The sequence below is a fragment of the Microbacterium terrae genome (assembly GCF_017831975.1).
GTDB lineage: Bacteria > Actinomycetota > Actinomycetes > Actinomycetales > Microbacteriaceae > Microbacterium > Microbacterium terrae.
Map to the genome: position 1 here is coordinate 3,010,565 of NZ_JAFDSS010000001.1, position 12,378 is coordinate 3,022,942.

Genomic DNA, 12,378 nt, shown 5'->3' on the forward strand with positions numbered 1-12,378 from the left:
CGGGCGCCGAGGCGCACCGAGGCGTCAATGCTGTTCGGGTGGGAGTTTAGGTTTGGCTAACCTAATATGAACCTGAACGTACGGCAGACACCCAGCCACCGTCAAGTTTAAGGTTAGCCTCACCTAATATGTCCTCGCGACCCCTCACCCCCGGCGCAGCCTCCCGCCTCCTCGCCGTCGCCGCGCTCCTCACGGCGTCCCTGCTCGCGGCCTCCGGCTGTGCTGCGGCATCGGCCGAGCCGGTCGACGCGGACTGCCCTGCGGCGGCCGAGTCGCTCGCCTCGGTCGACCTCGTCGACGACCCCCGGTCCGCGATCGGCCCGTCCACCGCCTGCCTCAGCTCGCACGTGATCACCGCCGTCGACGACGACACCGCCCCCTCGCTGCCGGTGACGGTGACCGACGCCGAGGGGCGCGAGGTCGAGATCACCGACGTGAGCCGCATCCTCCCCGTCGACATCTCGGGCACCATCGCGGCCACGGTCTTCGGCCTGGGCCTGGGCGACCAGGTGGTCGGACGCGACTCGTCGACCGTGTTCGACGGCACCGAAGACCTGCCCGTCGTCACCAAGACAGGGCACACCCTCAACGCCGAGGCGATCCTCGAGCTCGCCCCCACCGTGATGCTCACCGACACCACCATCGGACCGAAAGAGGTGCGGCAGCAGCTGCGCGAGGCGGGCATCGCCGTCGTCGTCGTCTCGGACGACCGCCGCATCGACACCGTCGATCAGCTCGTCGCAGAGGTCGCTGCTGCACTGGGCGTGCCCGAGCGTGGCGCGCAGCTCGCGGATCGGCTGACCGCCGACATCGAGGCGGCGAGCGCCGAGGTCGACGAGATCGCACCGGGGACGGCATCCGATCGCCCGCGGATGCTGTTCCTCTACGTGCGGGGCAGCGCGAACGTGTACTACATCTTCGGGCGCGACTCGGGCGCCGACTCGCTCATCGAGGCCGTCGACGGCATCGATGTCGCGGGCGAGATCGGATGGGAGGGCATGAAGCCGATGACGGCCGAGGCGCTCGTCGCCGCCCAGCCCGACGTGCTCGTGATGATGACCGACGGGCTGGCCTCGGTCGGGGGCGTCGACGGGCTCGTCGAGCGCATCCCGGCACTGGCGCAGACGCCGGCCGGCGCGAATCGTCGTGTCGTCGACATGGCCGATGCCGACATCCTCGCGTTCGGCCCCCGCACGGCCGACGTCATCCGTGCCCTCGCCCGCGCCGTGTACGCGCCGGCGTCGTCGCCGTCGGCCGCCGACTCTGCACCCGCTTCGACCCCGACACCGACCCCGTGACGGCCGAGGTCGTGACCGCGGTGCCCACGGAGCACCGCGGCATCCGCTTCGCCCTCCTCGTCGGCGCCCTGGCGGTGACGCTGGTGGTCGTGGTGGTGCTCTCGCTCGGACTCGGGCAGTACCGCCTCGCCCCCTCCGAGGTGGTCGGCGTGCTGCTGCAGTCCGTGGGCCTCGACACCGCTTGGGCACCGGCCGCACCGACCGCCGCGGGCGTGGTGCTCGACATCCGTCTGCCGCGGATCGTGCTGGGGCTGCTGGTCGGCGCGGCGCTCGCGGTGTCGGGCGTGCTCATGCAGGCGATCTTCGGCAACCCGCTGGCGGACGCCGCGGTGGTCGGCGTCTCGTCGGGCGCCGCGCTCGGGGCGGCGACGAGCCTCACCTTCGGTCTGGCCGTCTTCGGCATGTGGACGACGCCCGGATTCGCCTTCATCGGCGGCCTCGTCGCCGTCTTCGCGGTGTACCTCATCAGCAGGTCCGGCGGCCGCACCGAGGTGGTGACGCTGCTCCTCACCGGCATCGCGGTCAACGCGATCGCCGGCGCCGGGCTGGCCTTCCTCACCTTCCTCGGCACGACAGCCACCCGCGAGCAGATCGTGTTCTGGCAGCTCGGATCGCTCAACGGCGCCCTGTGGTCGAACATCGCGCTGGTCGCGCCGCTCATCGCCGTCGGTGTCGCGATCGGGATCGCGGTGGCCGGCCGCCTCGACCTGTTCGCGCTCGGCGAGCGCACCGCACGGCACCTCGGCGTGCGCGTCGAGCTGCTGCGCGTGGTCGTCATCGTCACGGTCGCGCTGCTCGTCTGCGGCGCCGTCGCCTTCGCCGGCATCATCGGCTTCGTAGGTCTGGTCGTCCCCCACCTCATGCGCATGGCGATCGGCCCCGCGCACCTGCCCCTCGTGATCGCGAGCGCGCTGGGCGGCTCGCTGCTGATCGTCGCAGCCGACCTGATCGCGCGCACGGCCGTGCCGCTGGCCGACCTGCCGATCGGCATGATCACCTCGCTCGTCGGCGGCCCGTTCTTCCTGTGGCTGCTGCTGCGCACGCGTCGCCGGGCAGGGGGCTGGGGATGACGGCGACGGATGCCGCGACCGCGGCCGCGGCCGGATCGACGACCGTGCGGCTCGCGGCGCTCGCGGTGACGGTGACTCCGCACGGGGCGCCGGCGCCGGTGCTGTCGGATGCATCGATCGAGGTGCGGGCCGGGGAGCTGCACGCGCTCGTCGGGCCGAACGGGGCCGGAAAATCCACGCTGTTCGGCGTGCTCTCGGGCGACATCGAGCCGCAGTCGGGCGACGTCCGTCTCGACGGCGTGCAGCTCGGGTCGATCAAGCCTCGGGACCTCGCCCGGTCCCGGGCCGTTCTGCTGCAGCAGAACGCCGTGTCGTTCCCGTTCACCGTGGAACAGGTCGTGCGTATGGGGCGCGCCCCGTGGGCACGCACCGCCGCCGAGGCCGACGACGACGACGCGGTGGCCGCGGCGCTCGCGGCGACAGACATGACAGCGCTCGCAGGTCGAGGGATCACGTCGCTGTCGGGCGGCGAGCGCGCACGCGCCGCGCTCGCGCGGGTGCTGGCTCAGGCGTGCGACGTGATGCTGCTCGACGAGCCCACCGCGGCGCTCGATCTGCGGCACCAGGAGGACGTGCTGCGGATCGCCCGCCGTCGCGCGTCTGACGGCGCCGCGGTGGCCGTCGTGCTGCACGACCTCAACGCCGCGCTCGGGGTCGCCGACCGGGTGACCCTCCTCTCACGCGGGCGGATCGTCGCATCGGGCGAGCCGGCCGTCGTGCTCACGGCGGAGCGCATCGAGGAGGTGTACGGCCAGGCGGTCGACGTCTTCCCGCATCCCACGTCGGGCTCGCCCGTGGTGGTGCCCCGCCGCTGATGCGGCGGGTCCGCCCGTTTCGTCTCGTCGCTGCGCTCCTCGCTCAACGACCGACACTGCCCCGGCACGCCCTCCCGGTCGTCGAGCGAGCGCAGCGAGACGAAACGTCCCCCTCGACACACCCCACCGGTCGTCGAGCGAGCACAGCGAGACGAAACGCCCCCCGACTACGGACGCAGGGGCAGCAGGTCGGAGATGTCGGCCCGCGTGCCCGACGCGCTGATGCGGCCGGCGGCGGCGGCATCCCTCCACTCCTCCGCGCCGGTCGCGAGCGCGATCCACGTGGCGGCGTCGGTCTCGACGACGTTCGGTGGCGTGCCGCGCGTGTGGCGCGGGCCCTCGACGACCTGGACCGCTCCGAACGGCGGCACCCGCACCTCGACGGAGTTGCCGGGAGCCTTCTCGACGAGCAGCTGAAGCAGATACCGCACCGCGGTCGCCCTGTCGACGCGCGGGGCCGCGTCGCCCGCTGCCTGCACCGCGGCGAGCGCCGCGCGGCCGTCGGCGGTGATGATGGTTCGCGGCATGACTCCACGCTACGCACTGCGCGGGTCGCGTGTCACAACCCGGCCGGGCCCCGGGCCCGCGACCGGGCCCCGGGTAGGCTGGCGGGGTGAAGATCCTGGTCCTCGGCTCGGGCGCGCGCGAGCACGCCATCATCCTCGCCCTGCGCTCGGAGGAGGCGGAGCACACGATCCTCGCCGCCCCCGGCAACGCCGGCATCGCGCGTGACGCCACGGTCGTCGAGCTCGACGCGAACGACCCCGCCGCGGTGACCGTCTTCGCGAACGAGGAGCACGTCGACCTCGTCGTCATCGGCCCCGAGGCCCCGCTCGTCGCCGGCGTCGCCGACGCGCTGCGCGAGCACGGCATCCCCGTCTTCGGTCCCGGCAAGGCTGCCGCGCAGCTCGAGGGCTCCAAGGCGTTCGCGAAGCGGATCATGGACGCCGCGGGCGTGCCGACCGGCCGCGCCGTGCGCGCGACCACCCGCGCCGAGGTGGAGGCCGCCCTCGACGACCTGGGCGCTCCGCACGTGGTGAAGGCCGACGGGCTCGCCGCCGGCAAGGGCGTCATCGTCACCGAAGACCGCGCGGAGGCGCTGGCCCACGCCGACAGCTACCTCTCGAGCGGCTCGATCCTCGTCGAGGAGTTCCTCGCCGGCCCCGAGGTGTCGCTGTTCTTCCTGAGCGACGGCGATCACGTGCTGCCGCTCAGCCCCGCACAGGACTTCAAGCGCCTCGCCGACGGCGACACCGGCCCGAACACGGGCGGCATGGGCGCCTACTCGCCGCTGCCCTGGCTCGACGGCAGCTTCGGCAGCGAGCAGGCGTTCGTCGACGAGGTGACCGCGACCGTCGCCGAGCCGGTGATCCGCCAGCTCGACTCCGAGGGCACACCGTTCATCGGCCTGCTCTACGCCGGCCTCATCCTCACCGACGCGGGCGTCAAGGTGATCGAGTTCAACGCCCGCTTCGGCGACCCCGAGACCCAGGTCGTGCTGCCCCGACTGCTCGACCCGCTGTCGCAGCTGCTGCTGGCCGCCGCATCCGGTCACCTCGAAGACCTTCCCCGCCCGGCCTTCGCCGACACCGCCGCCGTGACCGTCGTCGTCGCGAGCGAGGGGTACCCCGCCGCGCCGATCACGGGTCGTCCGCTCACCGGACTGGATGCCGCGGCCGCGGTCGACGGCGTGCATCTGGCCCACGCGGCCACAGCCGAGTCGGCCGACGGGCTGGTCGCCACAGGGGGTCGCGTGCTCAACGTCGTCGCGGTCGGCTCGACGTTCTCCGAGGCCCGGCAGCGCGTGTACCGCGCGATCGATGAGATCGGGCTCGAGGGAAGCCAGCACCGCACCGACATCGCCGCGCGCGTCACCGAGGACTGAGACCGAGCCATGCGCATCTCGGCTCGCGCGGACTACGCCGTGAGGGCCGCGCTGTTCCTGGCGCGGAGCCCCCGCGACACCCCGATGCCGGGTGAGAGCATCGCGGCGGCGCAGCAGATCCCGGCGCCCTTCCTCGAGGGCATCCTCGCGGCGCTCCGCCGCGCGGGCATCGTCGAGAGCCGCCGCGGTGCGAACGGCGGGTATCGCCTCGCCGGCGATGCGCGCGCGATCTCGGTCGCCGACGTGATCCGCGCCGTCGACGGCCCCCTGGTGTACGTGCGCAACGAGCGTCCGAGCGAGCTGGAGTACCCGCCCGGCGACGAAGACCTCGTCACGCTGTGGGTCGCCCTGCGCGCGAGCGTGCGCCGCGTGCTCGACGACACCTCACTCGCCGAGCTCGCCGAGGGCGACCTGCCGACCGCCGTGCGCGACCTCGCCGACGACCCCGACTCGTGGGTCAGCGGGCGCTGACCCAGCGCTGATCCGCCGGGGATCCACCTGCGCCCGCGGCATCCGGGATCACTCGGCGAAGCAGCTGCTCCCCCGCGCCCGCATTACGCCCCATGTCACATTCCTTGCCGCACCACTGCCCAGCCGATTCAATTCCTATCAATCCAATCGGAATTGAAGGAAAGGCCCCCCGGTGCAGACTCTCGTCCTCCTCGCCCTCGTCGGACTCGGTGCGCAGCTCGTCGACGGGGCCCTGGGCATGGCCTACGGCGTGACCTCGACCACGCTCCTTCTCGCGATCGGCGCCAACCCCGCCGCGGCGAGCGCCTCTGTGCACCTCGCCGAGATCGGCACGACGCTCGCGTCGGGAGCCTCGCACTGGCGCTTCGGCAACGTCGACTGGAAGGTCGTCCGCCGCATCGGCATCCCCGGTGCCATCGGCGCCTTCGCCGGCGCGACGTTCCTCTCGAGCCTGTCGACCGATGTCGCAAAGCCGATCATGAGCTGGATCCTCCTCGGCCTCGGCGTCTACATCCTCATCCGCTTCACCGCTCGCGCCCTGCCGAAGGTCGACACCTCGCGTCCGCTCCGCTCGCGGTTCCTGGCACCGGTCGGCCTCGTCGGCGGTTTCCTCGACGCCACCGGCGGCGGCGGCTGGGGCCCGGTCGGCACTCCGGCACTGCTGGCGAGCGGCCGCATCGAGCCCCGCAAGGTGATCGGCTCGATCGACACGAGCGAGTTCCTCGTCGCGGTCGCCGCCTCGATCGGCTTCTTCATCGGCCTCGGCAGCGAGGGCTTCGACCTCACCTGGGTGGGCGCCCTGCTCCTCGGCGGCCTGATCGCCGCGCCGATCGCCGCGTGGCTCGTGCGCAAGATGCCGGCCCGCCTGCTCGGCTCGCTCGTCGGCGGAATCATCGTCTTCACCAACACCCGCACCCTGCTCATCGGGTGGGAGGCCTCGGGCACGGTCACCGCCTGGGTGCTCGGCTCGATCGCCGTCATCTGGGTCGCCGCTGTCGCCATCGCGTGGACCGAGCACCGCAAGGAGGTCGCGAAGGCGGCCCGCGAGGCCGAGTCGACGGAGCAGGCGACGGATGCCGCGTCCGCGGCCCAGACCGAGCGCGACGCCGCTGCCGGGCACGAGGCAGCCGACGCCGACGCGGTCTCGGGCGAAGCATCCGCGCCCGCCACCGCCGACGCATCCGACCGCGAGCCCGTCGCCGCGGCCGAGCACCCCGAGCGCTGACCGGGCGGCGGGCGCCGGATGCTCGACGTCGGCGTCAGCGCGGCGACACGAGCACGGTCGCGATGAGCAGCACCGCGCCGCATCCGACCGTGAACACGGTGAGTGCGAACAGCAGGCCGGCGCCGGGCAGGCGTCGCCCGGCACTGGGCTCGTCGCTCAGGAGCGAGTCGTTCCACGACAGGTACCGGCGCCGCGCGAGGCTCCACATGACGACCGCGAAGGCCATGCCCAGCACCCCGGGCAGCGCCCACACGATCGACCCGAGCACGTCGGGCAGGATCCGCGCCGCGACGATCGAGCCGACGCCGATCGACAGCGCGGTGCGCCGCCAGGCGAGCTCCGTGCGCTCGGGCTGCAGCCCCGGGTCGTAGAGTGCGCGCTCGTCGGTCATCGCAGCAGCACGCCCAGGAGCACGAGCAGTCCGACCGCCGACACCACGACCGCCAGCACGATGCTCGACCGCGCGCCCGGCAGCGCATTGCCGGTGCGCAGCGCCCGCTCGGTCTGCTTCCATTCGAGCCAGGCGACGATCGGGATCACGAGACCCGCGACGACCAGGAGGATGGATGCCGCGAGCCGCAGCCCCTCATGCAGGTCGAGGCCGAACGCCTCGAGCGCCACACCGCCCGCGATGAGCGCGAGGGCGGTGCGGTTCCACGCGAGGAAGGTGCGCTCGTTGGCGAGGGTGAACCGCGGATCCGGTTCCTCTCCGACGCCGAAGACCGACTTCGGGAAGCGCGTCGTGCTCACAGGTTCTCCTTCGGGTCGCGCGACCATCCTGGCATCGATCGCGAATCCCACCGGTCCGCAGGATCAGTCGGCCCGCTTGGCAGCCGTCCAGTCTCCCGCCACCGGCTTCGGCCGGCGGAGGAACAGCACGGCGACCACACCGACGACCAGCACGGCCGCCGACAGCAGGATCGACTGAGCCATGGCGGTCGAGAAAGGCTCGGCGACCACAGCGGGAAGAGTCCCCTCACCGAAGCCTTCCCCGGCGTCCGACGCGCCCGGCAGGTTCGCTTCGAGCCGGCCCTGCATGAACACCGCGATGGCCGCCGATCCGAGCACCGAGCCGATCGTGCGGGTCGTGTTGTAGATGCCGGCGCCGGCGCCCGCCTGCCGCGGACCGAGGTTGCGGGTGGCGGTGGTCGCGAGCGGCCCCCACATTCCGGCGTTGCCGACGCCCATGATGAACGACGGGATCAGGAAGGCCCACACCGGGGTGTCGACGTTCATGAGCACCGAGTAGAGCACGAGCGCCCCGGCGACCAGCAGCAGGCCGGGCACGAGCAGCACGCGCGGGTCGGTGCGGTCGAGCCAGCGACCGGCGAGCGGCGAGAGCACACCGGCGGCGATCGCCATGGGAACGAGCAGCAGCGCCGATTCGGTCGGGCTGAGCCCACGACCCAGCTGGAAGAAGAACATCATCGGCAGCGACATGCTGGTGACGCTGAAGCCGACGGTCGCGATGCCGATGTTCGCCACCGAGAAGTTGCGGTCGCGGAACAGCTCCATCGGCACCAGCGGCTCGCTCTTCGTGCGGAACTGCTGCCAGATGAAGAGACCCATCACGACCACGCCCGCGATGATGAGACCCCACACCGTGATGGGTCCCCAGATCACGCCCCAGTCGTACGTCTCGCCCTCCTGAAGACCGAAGACGATCAGGAAGAGACCGATGGCGCTGAGGAAGACGCCGACGATGTCGAAGCGGTGCGGATGCGTCTCGAGCTTGGGCACCAGCATCCACGCCAGCACGAACCCGACGATTCCGACGGGGATGTTGACGAAGAAGATCCACTCCCACCCGAAGCCGTCGACGAGGAGGCCTCCGGCGAGGGGTCCGACGAGCATGGCGACGCCCGAGGTCGCGCCCCACAGCCCCATGGCCGCGCCGCGCTGGTTCGGCGGGAAGGTCCGGGTGATGACCGCCATGGTCTGCGGCGTCATCATCGCGGCGCCGAGGCCCTGCACCGCGCGGAACGCGATGAGGGTGCCGAGGGTGGGCGACAGCCCGCAGGCGAGCGAGGCGAGCGTGAAGACCGCGAGGCCGGTGAGGTAGATGTTCTTCGGGCCGAAGCGGTCGCCGAGGCGTCCGGTGATCAGGAGCGGCACCGCGTACGCGAGCAGGTAGGCCGACGTCACCCACACGACGTTGTCGAGGTTGGGTGTGCCGGGGTCGAGGTCGGCCTTGATCGCCGGGTTCGCGACCGACACGATCGTGGTGTCGACCAGGATCATGAAGAATCCGATGACGAGCGCCCAGAGGGCGGGCCACGGGCTGTGGGTCTTGACGGGCGACGTCGACGGATGCTGCGCGTCGATCGGCGGGTCGGCAGGCGCGGCGTCCGCGCGGGTGGTTTCTTCGGTCACTGTCGTGCCGCCTCTCTCTGGGCGATGTAGCGCTCGGTGGGCTCCCCTGTGGAGCCCCAATCGAATTCGGGATCGGAGATGCGCGCGACGGCGGTGTCGAGCCACGCGAGGTCGGCGGCGATGAGCGCCACGTCGCGGTCGAGTTCGAGCAGGTACTGAGCGGGCACGCCCTTCTCGCCCGCGTGGACGAGGCCCGCGGCGAGCGCGACGCGCGCCTGCTCGAGCGCGCCTCGCCGCAACGCGAGCAGCGCGATCGCCTCTGCGCGGTCGAGGTTGTGCGCCTCGGCCAGCGCCACCCGGAACCGGTCGGGCATGCCGGGGGCGACGAGCTCGCGCCGCACCCACTCGGGCACGGCCGCGGCGCCGGCATCCGTCAGCGTGTAGGTGGTGCGCTCGGGCCGGTTGCCGTCGCGGTCGACGCCGACCTCGGCGACGAGCGCATCCTTCTCGAGCCGCGCGACCGTGTGGTAGACGGTGCCGTTGGTCAGGGTGACGAGGCGGTCGTCCCGCCGCGCGCGCATCAGCCGGATCATCTCGTACGGGTGCATGTCGCCCTCGCCGAGCAGCGCGAGCACCATCAGCCCGAGGGGCGTGAGTCGCGAGATGGGGTCGATCATGTCACTCCGTGTCGAATAGTCCACGTGGACTATATGCGGTGCGCGCGAGTCGCGCAAGACGTCGGCGAGACGGAGCGCTCGGTGCCGGCGGGGCACTCCGCGATAATGAACGGGTGACGGATGCCGCCCCCACCCCCGACCTCGCCGAATGGCGCCACGTCTACTCGGGGAAGGTGCGCGACCTGTACGTGCCCGCCGACACCGCCGACGGAGCAGAGCCTGAACGGATGCTGGTGGTGGCGAGCGACCGCGTGAGCGCGTTCGACCACGTGCTCGAGCCCGGCATCCCGGGCAAGGGCGTGCTCCTCACGACGCTCAGCCTGTGGTGGTTCGACCAGCTCGCCGGCGGCGACGGCGGGCGGCGCATCCCGAACCACCTCACCGCGACGAGCGTGCTCGGCGACGGCCCCGACGGCATCGCGAACACCGCCGACGACCTGCGGTCGCTCGTTCCCGCGCAGTTCACCGGCCGCGCCATGGTGGTCAAGAGCCTCGACATGCAGCCGATCGAGTGCGTCGTACGCGGCTACCTCACCGGCTCGGGCTGGGCCGAGTACCAGCAGACTCGTACCGTGTGCGGCATCCCCCTGCCCGACGGTCTCACCGACGGCGACCGCCTGCCCGAGCCGATCTACACCCCCGCGTACAAGGCCCCGATGGGCGAACACGACGAGAACATCTCGTTCGAGCGTTCGGTCGAACTCGTCGGCGCCGAGCGTGCAGCAGAGCTGCGCGACCTCTCGCTCGAGATCTACGCGCGCGCGGCGGCTCTCGCCGAGTCGAAGGGGCTCATCCTCGCCGACACGAAGTTCGAGTTCGGTCTCGACGCGAACGGCGTGATGACGCTCGCCGACGAGGTGCTCACGAGCGATTCGTCGCGCTACTGGGATGCCGCCGCCTGGGAGTCCGGCACCACGGCGAAGGAGCGCATGGCGAGCTTCGACAAGCAGATCGTGCGCGACTGGCTCGCCGCCAACTGGGCGCCGCCGCGCGAGGGCGAGCCGCCGGCGCTCCCCGCCGAGATCGTCGAGCGCACCGCCGACCGCTACCGCGAGCTCATCGAGCGCCTGACCGGCGCCTGAGCCCATCCCGCCGGCCCGGCCACCTGCGCCCGCACCACCTGAGCACTCGCTCACCACGCAACCGAACCGAACATCGAACCGAGGAGCTCCCATGCCTCAGTGGACCCTGCACGGAAACGGCCGCACCGTCGAGCCCGGCGCCGTCGTGAAGCCCGACGAACGCCTCAACTGGGGCGCGACGATCGCGATCGGCATGCAGCACGTCGTCGCCATGTTCGGCGCGACGTTCCTCGTGCCGATCCTGACGGGGTTCCCGGTCTCGACCACGCTGTTCTTCTCGGGCGTCGGCACGCTGCTCTTCCTCATCATCACCAGGAACAAGCTGCCCAGCTACCTCGGGTCGTCCTTCGCGTTCATCGCACCGGTCACCGCGGCGACGGCCTCGCAGGGCATGGGCTCGGCGCTCGCGGGCATCGTGGCCGTCGGCATCCTGCTCGCCCTCGTCGGGTTCGTCGTGCAGTTCGTCGGCATCGGCTGGATCGACAAGCTGATGCCGCCCGTGGTCGCGGGCGCCATCGTCGCGCTCATCGGGTTCAACCTGGCGCCGGTGGCGTGGACGAACTTCCAGCAGGCGCCGATCACGGCGACCATCACCCTGGTGTCGGTCGTGCTCTGCAGCGTGCTCTTCCGCGGGTTCCTCGGGCGCATCTCGATCTTCCTCGGCGTGATCATCGGCTACGCGGTGGCGCTGATCCGCCAGGAGGTCGACTTCACCGCGGTGAACGCGCTGATCGAGAAGGGCCAGTGGATCGGGCTCCCCGAGTTCCACCTCGCCGACTTCGCCTCGCCGGGCACCTGGTCGGTCATCGCCATGTTCCTGCCGGTCGTGCTGGTGCTCATCGCCGAGAACGTCGGCCACGTGCGCGGTGTGGCCACCATGACCACGCGCTCGGTCAACCGCCAGACCGGACGCGCGCTCATCGCCGACGGTGCGGCGACCACGCTCGCCGGCGCGTTCGGCGGTTCGGGCACGACGACGTACGGCGAGAACATCGGGGTCATGGCGGCCACCCGCGTCTACTCGACCGCCGCGTACTGGGTCGCGGGCGCGTTCGCGATCCTGCTGTCGCTCTCGCCCGTCGTCGGTGCGGTGTTCAACTCGATCCCGGCGGGTGTGCTCGGCGGCGTGACGACCGCGCTCTACGGACTCATCGGCGTCATCGGCATCAAGATCTGGGTCGACAACGGCGTGGACTTCTCGCGCCCGGTCAACCAGTACACCGCCGCGGTCGCCCTCGTGATCGCGATCGCCGGGTTCACCATGCAGTGGGGCGACTTCCAGCTCGGGGCCATCGTCATCGGCTCAGCGGCAGCCCTGCTCATCTACCACCTCGGCAACCTCATCGCCCGCTGGCGCCGCACCGGTGCCGACGACGGCGGCCCCATCCCGGCGATGGGCCAGCTCGGCGGCGACCCGCAGGACGCCTGATCGCGGTGACGGATGCCGCATCCCGGGGCGGCCGGGAATGCGGCATCCGGAACAATGGTTGTATCTACACGTGAATGACGTGACTCCCGCCGACAAGCTCGCCGCCGACGCCG

The 12,378-nt window shown here is 71.7% G+C and carries 13 protein-coding genes; 8 read left to right on the top strand and 5 right to left on the bottom strand.

The features are described from left to right. Positions 1 to 128: 128 nt before the first annotated feature. Genes JOD63_RS17865 through JOD63_RS13770 form a run of 3 tightly spaced genes read left to right on the top strand, consistent with a single transcriptional unit; the run spans position 129 to position 3,183 of the window. On the top strand, positions 129 to 1,298 hold the full coding sequence (locus JOD63_RS17865) for a heme/hemin ABC transporter substrate-binding protein (RefSeq protein ID WP_045274540.1): 1,170 nt from the start codon (positions 129 to 131) through the stop codon (positions 1,296 to 1,298). Further along, complete coding sequence (locus tag JOD63_RS13765) at positions 1,295 to 2,368, top strand: FecCD family ABC transporter permease (RefSeq protein WP_045274541.1); 1,074 nt, start codon at positions 1,295 to 1,297, stop codon at positions 2,366 to 2,368. Before JOD63_RS17865 ends, JOD63_RS13765 begins: the two co-directional genes overlap by 4 nt. Further along, positions 2,365 to 3,183, top strand: a complete 819-nt coding sequence (locus JOD63_RS13770) for a heme ABC transporter ATP-binding protein (protein WP_084613355.1) — start codon at positions 2,365 to 2,367, stop codon at positions 3,181 to 3,183. Before JOD63_RS13765 ends, JOD63_RS13770 begins: the two co-directional genes overlap by 4 nt. Before the next feature lie 167 nt (positions 3,184 to 3,350). Here the strand turns inward: JOD63_RS13770 and JOD63_RS13775 are convergent, their stop codons facing one another. Further along, positions 3,351 to 3,710, bottom strand: a complete 360-nt coding sequence (locus tag JOD63_RS13775; RefSeq protein ID WP_045274542.1) for a sterol carrier family protein — start codon at positions 3,708 to 3,710, stop codon at positions 3,351 to 3,353. Between the two features lie 86 nt (positions 3,711 to 3,796). On the opposite strand from JOD63_RS13775, the gene purD reads away from it, so the two are divergent. From purD to JOD63_RS13790, 3 genes are all read left to right on the top strand, one after another. Next, entirely contained in the window at positions 3,797 to 5,068 is a 1,272-nt protein-coding gene (gene purD, locus JOD63_RS13780) for a phosphoribosylamine--glycine ligase (protein ID WP_045274543.1), read from the top strand. 9 nt (positions 5,069 to 5,077) lie between these two features. After that, the gene (locus tag JOD63_RS13785; RefSeq protein ID WP_045274544.1) at positions 5,078 to 5,539 is read left to right on the top strand and encodes an RrF2 family transcriptional regulator; all 462 of its coding nucleotides are present in this window, start codon (positions 5,078 to 5,080) and stop codon (positions 5,537 to 5,539) included. Between the two features lie 172 nt (positions 5,540 to 5,711). Then, a complete protein-coding gene (locus tag JOD63_RS13790) occupies positions 5,712 to 6,764 on the top strand; it encodes a sulfite exporter TauE/SafE family protein (RefSeq protein ID WP_045274545.1) in 1,053 nt (350 codons plus the stop codon). A 34-nt stretch (positions 6,765 to 6,798) separates the two neighbouring features. On the opposite strand, the gene JOD63_RS13795 is transcribed toward JOD63_RS13790, so the two are convergent. The 4 genes from JOD63_RS13795 to JOD63_RS13810 are packed head-to-tail and all read right to left on the bottom strand — an operon-like array spanning position 6,799 to position 9,754. Continuing rightward, positions 6,799 to 7,155 (bottom strand): DUF202 domain-containing protein, encoded by a 357-nt coding sequence (locus JOD63_RS13795; RefSeq protein ID WP_045274546.1) that lies wholly within the window; start codon positions 7,153 to 7,155, stop codon positions 6,799 to 6,801. Continuing rightward, positions 7,152 to 7,541 carry a DUF202 domain-containing protein gene (locus tag JOD63_RS13800; protein WP_045274547.1) on the bottom strand — a complete coding sequence of 130 codons (390 nt, stop codon included), beginning with the start codon at positions 7,539 to 7,541 and terminating at the stop codon, positions 7,152 to 7,154. Before JOD63_RS13800 ends, JOD63_RS13795 begins: the two co-directional genes overlap by 4 nt. A gap of 36 nt (positions 7,542 to 7,577) precedes the next feature. Continuing rightward, positions 7,578 to 9,089 (bottom strand): DHA2 family efflux MFS transporter permease subunit, encoded by a 1,512-nt coding sequence (locus JOD63_RS13805; RefSeq protein WP_045274583.1) that lies wholly within the window; start codon positions 9,087 to 9,089, stop codon positions 7,578 to 7,580. Positions 9,090 to 9,133: 44 nt separating this feature from the next. Further along, entirely contained in the window at positions 9,134 to 9,754 is a 621-nt protein-coding gene (locus JOD63_RS13810) for a PadR family transcriptional regulator (RefSeq protein ID WP_045274548.1), read from the bottom strand. 113 nt (positions 9,755 to 9,867) lie between these two features. On the opposite strand from JOD63_RS13810, the gene JOD63_RS13815 reads away from it, so the two are divergent. Together JOD63_RS13815 and JOD63_RS13820 are read left to right on the top strand one after the other, a co-directional pair. Further along, a complete protein-coding gene (locus JOD63_RS13815; RefSeq protein WP_045274549.1) occupies positions 9,868 to 10,836 on the top strand; it encodes a phosphoribosylaminoimidazolesuccinocarboxamide synthase in 969 nt (322 codons plus the stop codon). Positions 10,837 to 10,927: 91 nt separating this feature from the next. Further along, a complete protein-coding gene (locus JOD63_RS13820; protein WP_045274550.1) occupies positions 10,928 to 12,265 on the top strand; it encodes a uracil-xanthine permease family protein in 1,338 nt (445 codons plus the stop codon). Positions 12,266 to 12,378: the final 113 nt, after the last annotated feature.